Annotated in this window: 18 protein-coding genes; all 18 read right to left on the reverse strand. The window is 38.0% G+C overall.

Translation table 11 applies throughout. The features are described from left to right. Positions 1-47: 47 nt before the first annotated feature. A complete protein-coding gene (locus ADI74_RS09710; RefSeq protein ID WP_053092583.1) occupies positions 48-377 on the reverse strand; it encodes a hypothetical protein in 330 nt (109 codons plus the stop codon). 17 nt (positions 378-394) lie between these two features. Next, a complete protein-coding gene (locus ADI74_RS09715) occupies positions 395-775 on the reverse strand; it encodes a replication initiator protein A (RefSeq protein WP_049538570.1) in 381 nt (126 codons plus the stop codon). Beyond that, positions 775-963 carry a hypothetical protein gene (locus ADI74_RS09720; protein WP_049538572.1) on the reverse strand — a complete coding sequence of 63 codons (189 nt, stop codon included), beginning with the start codon at positions 961-963 and terminating at the stop codon, positions 775-777. Before ADI74_RS09720 ends, ADI74_RS09715 begins: the two co-directional genes overlap by 1 nt. A gap of 26 nt (positions 964-989) precedes the next feature. Continuing rightward, entirely contained in the window at positions 990-1,262 is a 273-nt protein-coding gene (locus ADI74_RS09725) for a hypothetical protein (RefSeq protein ID WP_044021364.1), read from the reverse strand. Beyond that, positions 1,259-2,077: a ParA family protein gene (locus tag ADI74_RS09730; RefSeq protein WP_049538574.1), complete on the reverse strand. Its 819-nt coding sequence runs from the start codon at positions 2,075-2,077 to the stop codon at positions 1,259-1,261. The genes ADI74_RS09725 and ADI74_RS09730 overlap by 4 nt, the downstream gene beginning before the upstream one ends. 123 nt (positions 2,078-2,200) lie before the next feature. Next, the gene (locus ADI74_RS09735; RefSeq protein WP_049538576.1) at positions 2,201-2,791 is read right to left on the reverse strand and encodes a hypothetical protein; all 591 of its coding nucleotides are present in this window, start codon (positions 2,789-2,791) and stop codon (positions 2,201-2,203) included. 14 nt (positions 2,792-2,805) lie between these two features. After that, positions 2,806-4,146 carry a CHAP domain-containing protein gene (locus ADI74_RS09740; protein WP_049538578.1) on the reverse strand — a complete coding sequence of 447 codons (1,341 nt, stop codon included), beginning with the start codon at positions 4,144-4,146 and terminating at the stop codon, positions 2,806-2,808. 15 nt (positions 4,147-4,161) lie between these two features. Beyond that, positions 4,162-4,413 (reverse strand): hypothetical protein, encoded by a 252-nt coding sequence (locus tag ADI74_RS09745; RefSeq protein ID WP_049538580.1) that lies wholly within the window; start codon positions 4,411-4,413, stop codon positions 4,162-4,164. A 19-nt stretch (positions 4,414-4,432) separates the two neighbouring features. Beyond that, positions 4,433-6,382, reverse strand: coding sequence for a virulence factor (locus ADI74_RS09750; RefSeq protein ID WP_049538581.1), 1,950 nt, complete (start codon positions 6,380-6,382; stop codon positions 4,433-4,435). Positions 6,383-6,392: 10 nt separating this feature from the next. Then, positions 6,393-7,040: a hypothetical protein gene (locus tag ADI74_RS09755; RefSeq protein WP_049538582.1), complete on the reverse strand. Its 648-nt coding sequence runs from the start codon at positions 7,038-7,040 to the stop codon at positions 6,393-6,395. Further along, positions 7,040-7,348: a DUF5592 family protein gene (locus tag ADI74_RS09760; protein WP_049538583.1), complete on the reverse strand. Its 309-nt coding sequence runs from the start codon at positions 7,346-7,348 to the stop codon at positions 7,040-7,042. Before ADI74_RS09760 ends, ADI74_RS09755 begins: the two co-directional genes overlap by 1 nt. A 147-nt stretch (positions 7,349-7,495) precedes the next feature. Then, the gene (locus ADI74_RS09765; protein ID WP_192833042.1) at positions 7,496-7,777 is read right to left on the reverse strand and encodes a BRCT domain-containing protein; all 282 of its coding nucleotides are present in this window, start codon (positions 7,775-7,777) and stop codon (positions 7,496-7,498) included. 8 nt (positions 7,778-7,785) lie between these two features. Beyond that, a complete protein-coding gene (locus tag ADI74_RS09770) occupies positions 7,786-10,065 on the reverse strand; it encodes a pLS20_p028 family conjugation system transmembrane protein (protein ID WP_049538586.1) in 2,280 nt (759 codons plus the stop codon). A gap of 122 nt (positions 10,066-10,187) precedes the next feature. Beyond that, the gene (locus tag ADI74_RS09775; RefSeq protein WP_080980407.1) at positions 10,188-10,688 is read right to left on the reverse strand and encodes a hypothetical protein; all 501 of its coding nucleotides are present in this window, start codon (positions 10,686-10,688) and stop codon (positions 10,188-10,190) included. Between the two features lie 83 nt (positions 10,689-10,771). Further along, positions 10,772-13,900, reverse strand: a complete 3,129-nt coding sequence (locus ADI74_RS09780) for a VirD4-like conjugal transfer protein, CD1115 family (RefSeq protein WP_049538587.1) — start codon at positions 13,898-13,900, stop codon at positions 10,772-10,774. A gap of 4 nt (positions 13,901-13,904) precedes the next feature. Continuing rightward, positions 13,905-14,150, reverse strand: a complete 246-nt coding sequence (locus ADI74_RS09785) for a hypothetical protein (protein WP_049538589.1) — start codon at positions 14,148-14,150, stop codon at positions 13,905-13,907. Between the two features lie 170 nt (positions 14,151-14,320). Then, positions 14,321-14,758, reverse strand: coding sequence for a single-stranded DNA-binding protein (locus ADI74_RS09790; protein ID WP_049538590.1), 438 nt, complete (start codon positions 14,756-14,758; stop codon positions 14,321-14,323). A gap of 76 nt (positions 14,759-14,834) precedes the next feature. After that, a partial coding sequence (locus tag ADI74_RS11155; RefSeq protein WP_049538591.1) for an LPXTG cell wall anchor domain-containing protein occupies positions 14,835-16,173 on the reverse strand: 1,339 nt, incomplete at its 5' end.

Consider the following 16,173-nt stretch of genomic DNA (forward strand, 5'->3'; position numbering starts at 1 on the left):
AATCCTTTGTTCTAACAAAAAAAGAGCCTATCTTTTCAGATAAACTCTTACTTGTCATACCAGGGTTTCTCTTTTTTACTAAAATAGGATTTGCTCATGTCAATAGTGAATATAGCCATTGGAATCAAAATGATACTCCATAGAATTGTCACAATTCCATCTGCAATAAAGGAAAAATCACCTGTAAAGTGAAGTCCCAAATACAGTAATAATACAACTGGAAGGAAAGCTGGAGCGAATTTTAAAACGGCCAATCCTAAAACGACTATAAACACCATACTAAGACCAAATGTCTTATAGAACATATAGATAGCTATAGCTCCGATAAAAATAAAGAATAGCTGAACAAGTCTTTTAATATCAATGAAAATCATCATAGATTCCTCCTACTTTATCAGTAATATTTTAAAATCTCATCTGTTAGGTAAATTCTATTGGGTAGATTGGATCCTTGGCGGACTTCTTCAATTAAACCATGATTCTTTAGCTTCTTTTTCAAAGAAATCACTTTACTTTTACCTGATTGAAGAGCCTCCATTAGCTCCTCTATAGGGTAACATACAAAAGTATTTCCATTTTCATCATATCCTTTTAATTCAAAGTCAACTGCAGCTCTTAAACGATTTAATAAAAGCATGTAGAGAAAAATTCCACTACCCTTCAAATCATTGAACTGTGGGTTGTCTATTATTGGACGAGGAATAAAGAATTGTCCTGAATCTGTTGCTGCTGAAGAAAATTCTGGAATATCTGATAAATTTGATAAGTATTTCATTATTCCTTCTCCATTTCAAGTGATTTTTGATCTGAACTGGAAATATTAGACTCTGCCTCGTGCAACTTTCTAAGAAGTTCCTCCTTCTCTCTCTTTTTCTTCATATCACGAACATGCTTTTTCTCTGGTTGTGGATCTTCATCGTCATTATCATTTTTCTTCTTTATTTCTTTACTAAAATCTATCATAAAAAATCATCCTTTCCGATATCTCATTACTTAATTTTTTTCTGCATCTTTTCCCATTCTCTTATAATCATCTTCTCGATATAAGATGAAGCTGATTTCTCACCATGATACTCTACTAAAGCATCTAACATATCATATCGAACATTATGATGTAAAGAGAATGGATATCTTTGCTTTTTATTATAGCTCTCAGGAGACTTTCTAGCCTCCTGATTTTGTTTCCTAGACGAAGGAGTCTTTTCTCTCTTTGGTGTACTTTGGAATGTTTGTTTTACTTGTGCGAATCGATTCTCTGTCATGCTACCTCTCCTTCTAACACACTCAAAATATTTTCATATACGTAGTTTATATTATCATAAAACTTTTGATGTGTCTCTTTTTGGTTAGCTGTCATCTCTTCATACTGCTCAAAGACACTCTGACTGATCACAAGACTTTTGGCCATGAGCTCTTTCTCCTGGATAGAACCCAGGTAAGCAGGATCTTCTTCCACAACTTCTAAAAACTGCTTACAGGTATCTGTCACATTTTGGCCAACGTACTTAATTTTATTGCCAATCAGATAAGGTTCCGCTGTGACATAGCTCTTTTTAGAAATGACCTCGATTGCTTCATTCTTGATAAACTCGACAAATTTCTTCAGAGACAGCCAAGCCCGAAAACCGTTGAGAGAAGCATCGGATACCGCTAAGACCATATCCGAAACGGCAATAAAATTGGCCGTCACCAAACTTTCGTCATTATGGGTATCAATCAGGATCACATCAAACTGAGCGGCCAGCTCCTCATAGTGCTCACTAAACCACATAAAGAGTTGCAAGTATTTATTATTTCGACTGCCAAGATCCAGCTGCTCATCTGTTAGACGTTCATCTCCGCAGATTAAACTGAGATTTTCAGAAATTTGAACAATCTCATACTCTCCAGTCGTAAATATATCATAGACGGTTTTCTCACATTTTACATCAAATGTTCTTGTCAAATTACATTCCCAAGCTCCATCAATGAGTAGTGTTCTAAGTCCCTTAACACGTGCCAACCAATCCCCTTCATTAAAGGTATCTGTAGTTTTACCACCGCCACCTTTTCCTAAGTTTGTCGTCTGAATCTTCATGATTCCCTCCTTGGATAATTGTATATTTTGTTATATAACTTTTTATATACTTAATTATACCTAAAACTACTTTTCTTGTCAATATAAAAGCACAAAAAGTTATATAACTTTTTGTGCAACTTTTTAGCCATATGTACCACCTATATTTCCACCAACATAGGCTTTTAGTTGGATTTGTTGAACTGTAGTATTGAAATTACCAATGAAATAGCTATTCTCTTCCCCACCTTTAGTCAGGACAACTAAAAATTGAATAACGTCCTCTGATTCTGTCGGCATCACTTCTAATTGTTTAGGTTGAAAATCATACTGATTCGTTAGAATAGCCATCGCAAAGGTTTGAACCATCGCATTCTGTGTCATAGATAAATGATTCTCGATTGTTCCCTTGACATTTGGCAGAAAATTCGTCTTTTTTATATCTGCTACTGCTTCTTCAAAGGCTTTTAACACTTCTTTTTTGTCTTCTGAGCTTGCCTCTGCATAGGGGCGTTCTAGTTTTAACTTAGCTGTCCGATAATTCTTCTCGTCTGCTGTTTCCTCTTTGGAAGACGGCTCGTTTTGAGTGGTTCCTGAAGAACTCACCTGGGCAGCTTCTTCTATTTTAGTTTGTTGAGATGGCCTGAAACTCGATACAATCCCTATTCCTGCCAAAACCAATAGAATACCTACTACAATCGATACAACCATATTCTCCTTTATCCAATCAATCATCTTATATACTCCTTTTAATTTGAATTCAATTTAGGTTCCCTATCATCTGGATAGGCAAACGAAATAACTTGGGCTCGCTGTTGTTCTGGAGTCCAAATTCGATAGTCCCATGTATAAGGGGTCTTAAACGTATCCCAACCACTTAAAGCTGTATTTTGTTCTACAAATAAGATAGATCCGTTTTCAAAGACATGACATACAATTCCTGTATGACCATAGCCTCCGCCTCCCACCTGTGTAGAAAAGATAGCACCCCTTTTGGGAGTTGACTTAAGTGAATTCCCGAATATTGATGCCCAAGCTGCTGCCTGATCTTTCCCATTACCTTGAACTGAACCAGAATGACCCCATATATGATTTGCGACACTAATTGTAAGATTCACACATTGTCCAGCTATATCGTCCCTTCCAGGATTATACCACCCTGTAGACTTAGCATAATCCATGCCTAAACTCTTAGGATCGACAATAAACGGTTTCAAACTATCTGGTAAATCTTCTGGTTTATACCCCCACGCAGTCGCATCTGAAGGAACTTTTCCTGTTCCATCGACACTACCACCTGATTCCCCACAATCACTTTTTTCAGCTGAAGAAGAAATAGCATTATCTGAAGAACTGGCATCTTGTGTATTCGATACTGCATAAGGTTTCTCACCATGAGCAGCAATGGCTTCCTTATCAAGCCACTGATACTTTGTACCTAACTTTTCGTACATATCAGTTAGCTTGCTCTTATAAGTGCCGTCTGTAGCCCATCCACCATCTGCTATGGCAGATAGAGTTGCAATGCCATTTATATTGTTTATAGCCCCTTTATAAAGGGTTTGATGAGCCATAAACTCAGCTTTCCCTACAATCCCTGCATCATAGCTAGAAAACCAAGTATAAGCTCCTCCTGTACCGTCTCCAACGTTTGCTCCAGGTTTTGTTCCTGTTAGGTCAATACTGTCTTCACCATATGTCGCAATAGTGACTGGAAAATCGCTTTTTCTAGAGGTTTTAACACCTCCCATGTTATGAGCCTTCCAGAAGGAAGTTCCATTAGGATTCGTAAAGTTAAAGCCATTCTCTATCATAGTTTGAGTGATGGAAGCTGAAGGTAGAAAACCTCCTGCTCTCCAAGATAGAATATAGGATTCCTTATGCTTTTTTACAAAATCATCTATGGAGCCATCAGCTGAAGAAACTGTTGAGTCACTAGTTGAAGATGTTGTGTCTATTGCACCACAATCATGTCCACCATTACTAGCTATAGCGCCCATTATCCCAGCCAACATGGCCATCCCAACATTGATAATTAACAGTATCGCTACAAAAGGAAGGATAATCTTAGACTTTAATAATTTTTTCATAGATACCTCCCCTATCTACCACAATCCTAATATTGTTCGTAAAATGCCATAAAAAACTAAAAATACAATAAACCCTAGACCTATTTTCTTGAGACCATTCAAAAATTCCTTATCTCGCTCCTTTTGTGCTTCTAGACGTTTTGGATCTGATTCTCCCTCTGAAGCAAAATAATCTCTTTCTTGTTTCATACGATATTTACGAATCAAAACATATTCATCAAATTTCTGCTTTGTCCTTGTAATCATTCCTGATTTGTTTTTAACCATTTAAATTTAATGTCCTTTCTTATTCGATACCACCATAGCGCTCAACTTCTGGAGCTAATAATTGCTGGTTAAATACTAGATTTCCAACTCCTGCAATATTCATAAACAACTGTCCTTTGGCTAGGCGAGGCAATGTTTCTAATTCAGACTGATTCATTGATCCTGATAAAGCATTGGCTAATAGTGGAACGCTAGTTTCATCTGTCTGAGCAAAAATTCTATACTGCATCAGACCAAAAATCCTCTGAACCGCAGTTACGTATGGATCCTTATGAGTTCCGATACCTGTCTCAAACAGAATACCCCTCAGAGAATTTACGGACAACACAACTCCAGCAAAGTTTTCCCCCATTGTATCAATCATATCTGCCAAGAGATTCACACTGCTCTCATGCTTAGGATTAATGAGTGTCTGTGCCCCACTAATATTGACAATATAGTGTTGCATATCCATCTCTGTTAAGCTAGGGTTCCTTTTCAGTAGTTGCTTACAACGTTTACCGTTATTAACAATATCTGCTGAAACAAGAGAAAGAACTGAGAATATTTGAACATTTAACAGATGAGGGGCACTCTTCAATCCAGAAAAATCAAATGTCACAACTTGCTCTGAAGAGATATCTTGAAATTCGGTTGTCCCCTCGAAAATTTCTGCGTTTGTTGTCAATAATTCATTAAAAGTATTGTAAATACGTTTAACGGCTTTGTTTTCAGCCATATCCGTGCTATAACTTTGTTCTAGTCGACGTTTATAGGCATCAACAAACAAAATGAAATCTGACAAGATAGGATAGTCTTCATTGACAAGATCCGTTGCTTTCAGTTTTTCTGGATTCAACGATGGGTTCCGAGCCCATAAATTTTCTTCAATATAGAATTCATTCAAGAGAGTTCCAAATGTGATTAAATCATCTCCTGTCACTTCATTATTCAGGAGTTTATAAATACTCTTTAATTTCTCGATATGAAGGTTGTAGGACTTTTTCTTATCAATTTCAGTTCCTGCTTCATTGGTTACTGTTGGAAAGACCTGGAAGATATTAATTCGGTTAGCTTCACCTGATAAATCAAATATCAATCCATGCTGCTTCCTTGTCTGATCAAGAAACTGACCAGTAGCATCAAAATTACGAATATAGTGTCCCTTTGCATAAAGACCATCTGTATGTTTCATAAGGAAAGAACGTTGTCCCATCTTTGGATTTCCAGATAGAATCATAAACGAACGTGTTCTTTTTTCATCACGTTCTAGGAAGTTGAAATTTACTGCTCCGTTTGTTGGAGTCCAACCAAGATAAAATCCCTTTTCATCTTCAAGCTTCGTATGATTAAAGAAATATCCCCCAGCTATTGAGTGGGCTGGAGTAGGTATTCCTCTTCTATGATTTGGTAAATCAATCTGATACTCAGCTGGAATAAAAGGAGCATGATATTCAAATTCTAATTCTCCTGATAGGATAGTTGATTTGAATTTAGACGTTTTGTCTTTAACCTCTTCAACTTTCTTAAACAATTCTTCTTTGGTTGATGCGAACACAAAGACACGAATATACATCCCATACATAGCTATATTCCGCTTATCAATGTCTCGACTTAACTTATTGAGATTGTCAATTTCATCTAGTTCTTTCCGATTATTTGTTAATTTACTGTTATTAGTAATACGTGTTGATTTTTCTTCAATAGAGTCCTCTATCTCTTTTTGAAGCTGTCTATTATCTTCTTTATACAGTGACAAGAAGGCACGTGTACCAGGTAATAGCAATAATTCAGAAAGCCAAAAACGATCCATTCCTTCAGTTGGATATTCATAGTAGTGTAAGACCGTATGGTATCCATCTCCACTTAACCAGGAACGATCATCTTTTTTAAAATCAATATTTCCTTGCGGTTGAATCTGGCTAAGGAAAGCAAGGTCATATCCTTCATTCTTTAATTGTCTTTGTCTACGTTTTGATAAATCAGGCATACTATCCCTCCTATACTTTCTCATTCATATTGTTGTATTGTTTTATAATCTGAATTTTCTTCCTATAGCTAATTTCTTGAGGAACAAAATCATTATTTCCATAAGTTTGCGCCTTCCGAACTAATTCGTCCAATTCAGTTGTTGTAGGTGCAAATAGCCACAGTATAAACTCTGTATTATAGACTTCTTGTCGTATGCTCTCTTCAACTTTAATTTGACTTTTAAGCCAAAGCTCACGATCTTTGAGTTGTAAAAAACGTCTCTCATTTACTGATATCTTAGAGAGTTCTTGTCGCACTAAATTCAAATGATGGCGCAAGTCAGAAATTTGTGTATCAGTATTTGTTGGCAAGGTTGTCGTCTCTACTTGGATATTAGGTCCAAATCGAGTTAACCAAGTTTCAAAATTTTCGATTGTACGCATCACCTCGTTATAAGACATCGACCCTAAGTCTTTACCTGGTATTTCCATCAGCTGCAAGTATCCATAATCTACTAACTGGATATAAGCCTGTCTGTTTGGAATAATTGATTTTACATCTAACAACTCAACACAAGAATGTAAATCGAAATATTCCTGAGTATGCTTCTTCATTTCTCGAATACGTCCTAAAGGGCGTTTCTCAATATTTTTGGATGAAGTTTGTTTAATTGCCATTATGATTTTCTCCTTCTGATATAGTTCAAACTGATGTAACGTTTTCTTCTTCGTCTGAAGAAAAGAAACATACTGTGCCAATTTTTTTTACCACCGTTAGCTGGCAACACCAGATACAAACTCATAACTGGTGTTAAAAATATGAATGCGAACATTTGTATCCATTGACTTTTCGGAAAAATTCTTAATCCAACGCTTAGAGCGATTAGCCCAGTTATTCCTACAAATGTAATATCCAGAATAAGAAGTCCTATAATCTTGATTTTGGCATAAATATCTCTAGGTACACCATATTTTTCACCGTACATTAATTTCTCCTTTATATTTGTTTTGACACTCACATTATAATGAATAATCGAAAATATCTTTTAAAGGGACAATAGCATTTTTCTCATCATCCTTCAGGAATAAATTACACAAAAAGTTATATACTTTTTTACACAATAAAAGAAGCCTCAATCTTGAGACTTCTTAACTAAATCAAAGAATGCTTCTTCAGAAAGAAAAGTAATCAATTGGCCTTCTGATAGTCTTCTAAGCGCTGCATCATGCTTCTTAGACCTTTTATCTGGATCAAAAAGATTCAACTGCTTGTGTCCTACAACCAATATATCTGTCATAGAAGACACATAGTTTTGCACGACAGCCCCTTTACTTTCTAAAAATCGTACTGCTTCTTCTCTAGTTAGAGGACGTAGGCTTCCTGTGATAACAATATTCTTCCCTGTTAAATCCATAATTCATCCTATTCCTCCTCTTCAGGACTTTCAGCACCTGTGATATGTCGTCCTCCTTGCATACGCTGTCCTGCTTGTTGCATCTGTTGGTTCATGTATTGCATTTGACTCATGCTCTGCTGAAACTTTTGTTGAGGAGAGTCTGGTTGTTTCGGTGGTTGTGTCGATTCTACAACTGATGGAGATGAACCTTGGGTTGGTGTCTCCATTCCTCCAGTTGGAGGAGTTGAATCTTGAGTTAGTGATGCTGATCCTCCAGTTGGATGAGATGAATTTTGGACTGGTGGCTCTGTTCCTCCAGTTGGATGAGTTGAATTTTGGATTGGTGACTCTGTTCCTCCAGTTGGATGAGTTGAATCTTGAATTGGTGGCTCCACTCCTTCAGTTGGAAGCGATGAATCTTGGATTGGTGGCTCCACTCCTTCAGTTGGAAGCGATGAATCTTGAATCGGAGCTTCCATGTCTTCAGCTGAAAGAGTTGGATCTACAACAGGTGCATCTGTCATTCCTGAATCTACTGGGGACTCAGGAATGTCAATTGGTCCAGAATGACCAAGTCCAGGAACAGCATCGTTTTTCAAAGCATTATAGGTCGCATCGTGCGCAGAGGCGGCTTTATCATCCAAGTTATTTAAAACATTGCCAACTGCCCCTTTCGTATTTTGCATGGCTTCAAATGCTTTCCATTCTGCCAAATCAACCATATTACTTACACCACCTTTGGCCGCATTCATCAAGCCCTGGTCTTTTACAGAGTTCAAAGCACCTTGAATACCACCTCCAGTTCTTGCAAGGCTATTCCCCAGAATCTGACTTCCTTTAGACAGGGCATCTGGAGCTTTTTTAGCCATATCCATACCAAATTGACCAAGCGCCATACCCCCATTAAAGACACCTCCTGCTCCAGCCGCAAAGGCATTGCCCATCATCATAGCACCAAGCAATTGTTGAGCTGTTTCGCTATGTCCTGTTGAAACTCCAAGCCAGCGTTCAATCATGGCCACTCCTTGCATTGCCGCAAAGAATACTCCAATATAGACAAAGGCAGCTGCAAGACACTGTTCCCACATATTGAGTCCATCAAAGAATCCGCCAGAAAGCTTAGATACTGCTGAAACAGAAAGGATTGGCAAATCTCTGAAAATCTCAAGGGTTACACGCATAATAATAACCTCAAAGAAGATTCCTGCTAAGGCACCTCCAATGGTTCTTAACAACTCTTTATATTTCTTTGAGTTTGATAGGGAGCTATAACCAAGAATCGGAGAGATCATTGCCTCAATCAAAATATCAAAAATTGATTTGACGAGCTTAATGATCATGCTGACCAAGAGAACAACAAGGATAATGTACTGAAGAAACATCCCTATCCAGTTGACTTTATAGCGCATATAAACTGATTCAAAAGCACTCAATTGATTAATGACTCGGTGTTCTGTAATGCTTTCAACTCCAGTATTATTGGAATTCAACTTATGTAGGAACAAGCCTTTAATACCAGGTATTTTGTCTTCGCTCATTATATCGTCCAACATTTTTGGATTTGTTGTACCATAGTTTGCCCCAAAATCGATTTTAGTCGCAAAATCAGTCGTATCCCGCTTTTCAGGGTTATCTGTGATATTATTGACAGGAGTTGACCCCTCCTGAACAGGCTTGATGTAACCATAATCATCCATTGGAAACAACTCCGTAGAAAAATCCTTGTAAATCAAGACTTTTAGGTCTACCACATTATTTTTCATGGGTTGAAGAGCTAAGGAGGAAGTTGGTTGACTACCAGATGGCGCTTCACTGGAGACTGTCTGGATAGACATGGCATCCTGTGCCACTGCTGTTGAGATGGTGGTCAAAGCTAAAGGCAAAACCGAGGTTACTGCAGTCACCAAAAGGAAATTAATAATAACCCCCTTATACTTTACTGGCTTAGTAAAGACTCCTGCGATAGCCGACACAACCAAAATCAGAGTAAACAAGGACGTTCCTAATATCTGAAACCAGTAGAAAAATTGACCAATGACTGTCTTCTGATCCCCCAAATATCCGAAAAGCCCAAAGAGCTTGAACATATTATTAAAAACATGTTCTAGACTGGAAGTGATTTGATAAAGAGCTTTTGCAATCCCTCCTGGTAAATAGGATAGATATGCCATAAATGCAGGAGTCGGTTCTAAATAGTTCCCCCAATAGGAATAGAACTCCCCCAGCTTTTTTGCATTCTCACCAGTAATCTTGCCATTGAGATCCTTGACCTCATTCACCAAATCTGAAAAGGTTTGATAGTGCACTAAAGGTACCTTCTTTCTTTTTAAGATACCCCTATCATATTCGATAATGACAAAATCGTTTTTAAAGGGACAATGAAATTCTGATAACCAAAAAAGCCTCAAATAATTGAGACTTTTGTAAATTAATCTGCTTTTCCATTGAAATCATAGAAAGCATTGTCTTCTTTATAGCCACGACGTAGCTCAATGATTCGGATTTTTTTACCACCCTCAGTCAAAACGACTTGATAATAAGCCTCTGCTTCTTCAGGCTTATCTACACCCCTATAATCAACAGCTATTGTAAAAGTATCCTTTCCTTTCAGCTGACTCTCTAAACTAACAATAGTTCCTCTGAAAGCGGCTGGGATTGTCTTCACTTGTTCTTCTGAAAGAACACTATACTTAATGTCTCTATCGTCACCATTTGAGATTGTCCTATTCTCTTTATCAAATTTTACGGTAGATCCTGCTCCACCCGTAAAAACACTGCTCTCATAACTATCTTCTGGGGAAGATCCTGTATAGCTATCTTTTAACACATTTTTTGCGAGACTTTCAGGTGATTTTTGACCACAAGCTCCAAGTAAAATCAAGGCTAAACCTACTAAAACAATTCTTAAAAAGTGCTTTGCTTTCATCATTTTTTCTCCTAATCATTATTTACCTCATTATAACAAACAGCTTTTTTTCTTGCAAGTGTTTATATAACTTATTGTACATCTTTTTAGATAACTTCATCCGCAAAGAAGTCGTCTCCATCATCATAATAATCATAGTCACCTTGAATAACACTAGCTGCAGCTGCTTGGAATAATTCATCTGTGGATTTAAATGATTGGGATTGCACCTTTTGCCCTTTACTGTGACGGCCTGACAATTTAGGAGTTTCTCCATTGTTGCTGAGGAGAGGCATGGTCAAACGTTGCCTCCAGTCTATGATGTTGTTGAAGGCTGTACCTGCATCAACTGCGATCTCCTGGAGTTCTAGCTCACGGTGCGCACTTTCGACTGGAATATCCGCAAGAGTCATCGATGTATCAAATTCCTCTTGTAAGAACATGTACTTGTAAGGGAAGCTCGTCTTATCGTGTGCGAAGATTGGATCCGTTGTAACCTTACGTCCAACATTATCCCGTCCCTTGACTCCACGTAAGATAACCGCTTCTCCTTCCTGGAGCTTGGCCAATTGCGTTGGTGTCAACAACTCTTGTTTTGGATTCTCGACAGCTACATTTGGATTGGCTTCGTCCAGGATATTGCTGGATCTTCGTCTTCTGGTGATGGTACGTGTTCCCAACTCAGCACTAAATTTCTTATTGGTGTCTGGAGACGTTGTTTTGACGTAAACTTTCAACGAACAGTTATCCATAATCGTTTGAGCAACATTTTGGCCATACACATTGTCCAGTTGCTCCAGATTTTGAATCCATAGGTAATAGAGAATGTTTTGTCCCAATCCGATAGAAATTTTCGTATCCATGTGAGGAATGGCTGGCATGTTTGTAAACTCATCCAAGATATGGAGAATGCGATTGATACACTTCCGACCATTTGTTAATGCAAGCTCATAGTTAGCATTGTATAACTGATCTAAGAACAAAGAGACAATCCCATTGTACTCTGTTCGGTTTGGCGGTGTTACCAGGTAGATGATTTTCGGTTTATCTGAATAAATCAGTTCAATATCCGACTTCTGAAGAAGATTTTGGGTGTCTTCTTTATTCTTAAGGACGGTTATATCGATATGATCTAAAATCGGCTTCTTGGTATATTCATCTAGTTCTAAACTATCTCCATCTTTTCGATAGACTTTTTCAGCTGAAAATTGGAAGACTTGATCCCGAACAGGGGAATGGCCATTGTTCTTATGGTTGAAATCAATCGTTACCGTAAACTGATCTGGAAGTTTAGGCTCGATGGCATAGGTCAGATAGCCTTCCCCATCTACAAGAGCTGTAGCTTGCTTTACATAATCGACCTTCTTTTCAACTTTGCCCCATTTCTTCAAGCCTGTAATCGTTACTTTAGCAGTTTTGTGCTTGAACTCATTTTTGAGTTGGCTATTGGTGCTTGATCTCAGCTTGACAGACAATCGACGTGGAAAACCAAAAGACTCTAAATCAATAGAGTTTTTAGAAGTGAGCTTCGCCACGTTGTCTTGCAAGAACAGGTTGATTCCTGTCATCATGCTAGAGTAGACATTCCCTTTAGTCTCATCACCACCAAAGTCTGAAGCACGAAATTCGATATCTGCCATTTGTCTAAATTTAGAGAATTGTTTTTGATTGACTTGTCTCAAATTATCAAAATAGACTGTGATTTTTGATTTCTTGGATACCTGTTGTTCTCTAGTTGGATTTTCGACGATTTCACCAGCACCATCTACAAAGACTTCTTCAGACCCCATTGTCGCCAAGAATTTCGCAACGTTAGGAATTGTAATGGTATCCCAGGCATCATCTTCACCATTTTGATAGGTTTCATTAGCTCGATCCATCAAAGCCATTGTTAAGGCGTTAAATAGGGATATAGAAGACTTACGGAAGTATTCCGCATTTCCTTTCTCTCCACCTTTTTGTTTCGGATAAATGGATTCTGCGACTGCATTGACATAGGTTTGAGTCTTCTCATAGTAGCCCTTCTTTGCGGCTGCTATGGCCAAAGCTAGAGGATTGTAGGACATGGACCAATCCATATTTTGGAAAGAAAGAACATTGACATCATAGCCACGTTGCCTCATGAGCTTGTAAGAAGCTTGATAATGCTCACCTTTATTATCTCCTACAGCCATCGATGGTTGCAACTCCGCACGGCTATTGATTTCAATTGCTGGAGTGATATGACCCTCCCCTTTACCTGAACGAGTCATCCCAATCCCTAACAGATTCGTTGGCTTATCTTCAATGTAGTAGTGACCTGAAGGAAAAGCTAACATGCCTAAAATCCGCTCCGCATTGGTCACATATCGACTGATTTTCCTATTTTGCCATAACATCTGAGTCCTCAGTGTTTGTCCTGCTAAATCATGAGTCAGTTCATGAAATACAGGAGCCCCACCCTCACCTGGATAAGTTAAAGCTTTATTGGGGATCTTTTTGTATTGACGACGAATTTCATCAACCGTCACAAAGCGGTCATCTCCTTCTTCATTGTTGTTATAGTCTCGAAACTGCTCGAAGTTTATCCAGGCAGATTTCCAGGCGATAACTAATCCCAATAGAAAGATTGGAAATGCTAAAATTGGTGCTATTAAGAAGACTTTAGCGTTCAATAAACTTTGAAATAAGAGACTGTTTAAGTCAAAGTTTACGGCCTTACTAGCATCTTTAAAGGACCAAGCACTAAAATAGAGAAAGCGGATTGTAGCCCTTAAAACAGTAACCAGGTAATTGGTTAAGATAAAAGCAATAAAGCTAAAACCTAATCCCATATAAACAAAGCTACGATAACTTTTAAAATAAAGAATTGGTTTCATTTCTTTATCAAAACGTTTTCGTTCTCGTTTAACAAAAGGGAGAGTGTAGAACATCCTGAAGAAAACATTCCAAAGGATGAGAGAGACAAGCGCCAAGAGTTTAGGTATGAATGACTTCATCCAATTGAACAACCCTCTAATTGATTTGAACCATACTTGTTTCCAATCAATATCTTTACGATTTTTCCAACCTCTTTTTATTGTCTGGTTTAAACTAGTCTTACCTGCTAATAACCTTCGATAATGTCTTAAAAAATAAGGCTGGAAGAGTTTGAATATGTAATAACCTGCGCCTCCTAGAAAAAGGAAGGTATTGATCCAACTGGCTCGAATCAGTTGGATAAAGGTATAAAATACTACTTCAAATAACTCAAACAAACTACTACCCCCTCACACCTTCCAAAAACCATTCCATTTTTCGAGTATAGAAGCTCGAAAAGAGAAATATGTGAAACTGTAGCCTTGGAGAGGCTTTCTCATAACGGTGAAAGTAATTTTCCAACCATTTCTCTCCATCCAACTGAAGAACATTCAATCGACTGGATCGACTTTGTTCTAAGTAATTGGTCACCTGAAGAGATTCCGCAATCAATTCATCAGACAGATAATTGTATTTTTGTCTTGCCATTGTTGCACTCCTTTCTTATTATCTCTTAATTCCCCTCTATTCTAAAGGATAATATCAAATTCTTTGTTAAAGGGACAAAAGATATTATTGTATAAAAAGTTATATAACTTTTTATACAATAAATAGACAATAAAAAAGCACACAAGTGTTCTTGTATGCTTTAAATCCCTTTAGAATGGGGAATCCGCATCCATTGGTTCAGGATAGGATGTAGGAATAGAACTTGGTGTCGGCTGATAAAAGCCCTGTTGTTCCTGCTTACGTCGATTAGATGCTTCCTTATTTTCAAGGAAAGTGATTCCTCCTTGTTGGTTTGGGGAAATAAACTGATACGTCCGACGTTGACCTTGTTCATCGTTATATGGTCGTTGGATAATTTCTCCTTTTAAGAGAATTGGAGAGCCCTTAGATAGACTCTGAGCCATAAATTCTGCTTGTTTTCCGTACACTTGCACATGGAAGAAACTAGAAATTGGTTTATTTGTATCATCATTCATACTCGAATCACAAACAAACTCAAATTTGAAACTGGCATGACCATTTTGAGTTTGACCTACTGCATCGCTTGGGATGAATGCAACACGTCCAGAAGCGATAAATACTTGCATTTTTTCTCCTTTCAATAAAGACCACAAGAGAGTTATACCCCAGCTTGTGGTCATCCTTTCATTTTAGTTCATCAAATTAGTTTTCTTTCGACTTACGAAGACCTGCAAGACTCAATAATCCCAAAATCATTCCCACAACTGGAAGCATGCTTGCAGCTGTTCCAGTATTTGGCAGTGATTGTTTTGGTTTTCCTGGTTCTTCAGGTTTTGGTGGTTCTGGAGTGTGGGTTGTTACCTTGGCAGTCATTTCTTGCCCATTGACAATATTGACAAAAGTATTCTCAACTTCTCCAGCCGCAATACGCTCGACTTCGATGTAGAAATCTGCATCAAAGGTTCCTTTAACCCCTAGAGAGTTTAGGAAATCTTGATTGATAACGTAAGACCATTGACCACCTTTGGCATCCCACTTAACAGTCACAAGTTTCTTGATGAACTCAGAATTTGTGCCTTGGTTGAACTCAAAGGTAAAGGCATAAGTGCTACCTTTGGCAATCTTATCTCCTGCCTTGATAACCTTACCATTCTTCAGGATAACATCGTAAGGCAACGTTAGATCTTTTTCTGCTGTGTATTCTGTACCCTTGATGATACCTTTCCAATTACCAGTATAGCGGTCATGCTTCATATCGAGTTTATCCAAACCATCATATTGGTACAACATATGGTGCCTTTCTGGAACAGTTGCACCGTCAAGAAGGTACTGAATCAATTCACCCATTTGAACTTCTTTACCGTCAAGAACTTTCTGACCTGTTTTATCAAGCGCATGTTTTTCTGGATGTTTTGGTTTCGGTGGCTCTGGTGTACGAGTAATAACCTTGGCAGTCATTTCTTGTTTATTGACAATATTGATGAAAGTATTCTCAATCTTATCACCCGTTTCAATACGCTCAACCTCGATGTAGAAGTCTGCATCAAATGTTCCTTTAATTCCTAGAGATTTCAGGAAGTCTTGATTGATAACGTAAGACCATTGACCACCTTTGGCATCCCACTTAACAGTCACAAGTTTCTTGATAAACTCTGAATTAGTAGCTTGGTTGAACTCAAAGGTAAAGGCATAAGAGCTACCTTTCTCAATCTTATCACCTGCTTTGATAACCTTATCATTCTTCAGGATAACGTCATAAGGCAATGTAAGCTGTTTTTCTGCTGTGTATTCTGTACCCTTAATAATACCTTTCCAATTACCAGTATAGCGATCATGCTTCATATCGAGCTTATCCAAACCGTCATATTGATACAACATATGGTGTCTTTCTGGAACAGTTGCACCATCAAGAAGGTACTGAATAATATCTCCTAGCTGGACTTCTTTGCCATCAAGGACTTTCTTTCCAGTTCTATCAAGTGCATGTTTTTCTGGATGTTTTGGTTTCGGTGGCTCTGGTGTACGAGTAATAACCTTGGCA

The organism is Streptococcus pseudopneumoniae, assembly GCF_001074565.1.
GTDB lineage: Bacteria > Bacillota > Bacilli > Lactobacillales > Streptococcaceae > Streptococcus > Streptococcus pseudopneumoniae_J.

Coding starts and splice junctions, on each gene's coding strand:
- ADI74_RS09755 (WP_049538582.1), bottom strand. CDS start 7,040: ATGGCAATTAAACAAACTTCATCCAAAAATATTGAGAAACGCCCTTTA.
- ADI74_RS09765 (WP_192833042.1), bottom strand. CDS start 7,777: ATGGATTTAACAGGGAAGAATATTGTTATCACAGGAAGCCTACGTCCT.
- ADI74_RS09790 (WP_049538590.1), bottom strand. CDS start 14,758: ATGCAAGTATTTATCGCTTCTGGACGTGTTGCATTCATCCCAAGCGAT.
- ADI74_RS09745 (WP_049538580.1), bottom strand. CDS start 4,413: ATGGTTAAAAACAAATCAGGAATGATTACAAGGACAAAGCAGAAATTT.
- ADI74_RS09715 (WP_049538570.1), bottom strand. CDS start 775: ATGAAATACTTATCAAATTTATCAGATATTCCAGAATTTTCTTCAGCA.
- ADI74_RS09735 (WP_049538576.1), bottom strand. CDS start 2,791: ATGATTGATTGGATAAAGGAGAATATGGTTGTATCGATTGTAGTAGGT.
- ADI74_RS09760 (WP_049538583.1), bottom strand. CDS start 7,348: ATGTACGGTGAAAAATATGGTGTACCTAGAGATATTTATGCCAAAATC.
- ADI74_RS09750 (WP_049538581.1), bottom strand. CDS start 6,382: ATGCCTGATTTATCAAAACGTAGACAAAGACAATTAAAGAATGAAGGA.
- ADI74_RS09775 (WP_080980407.1), bottom strand. CDS start 10,688: ATGATGAAAGCAAAGCACTTTTTAAGAATTGTTTTAGTAGGTTTAGCC.
- ADI74_RS09710 (WP_053092583.1), bottom strand. CDS start 377: ATGATGATTTTCATTGATATTAAAAGACTTGTTCAGCTATTCTTTATT.
- ADI74_RS09725 (WP_044021364.1), bottom strand. CDS start 1,262: ATGACAGAGAATCGATTCGCACAAGTAAAACAAACATTCCAAAGTACA.
- ADI74_RS09785 (WP_049538589.1), bottom strand. CDS start 14,150: ATGGCAAGACAAAAATACAATTATCTGTCTGATGAATTGATTGCGGAA.
- ADI74_RS09730 (WP_049538574.1), bottom strand. CDS start 2,077: ATGAAGATTCAGACGACAAACTTAGGAAAAGGTGGCGGTGGTAAAACT.
- ADI74_RS09720 (WP_049538572.1), bottom strand. CDS start 963: ATGATAGATTTTAGTAAAGAAATAAAGAAGAAAAATGATAATGACGAT.
- ADI74_RS09740 (WP_049538578.1), bottom strand. CDS start 4,146: ATGAAAAAATTATTAAAGTCTAAGATTATCCTTCCTTTTGTAGCGATA.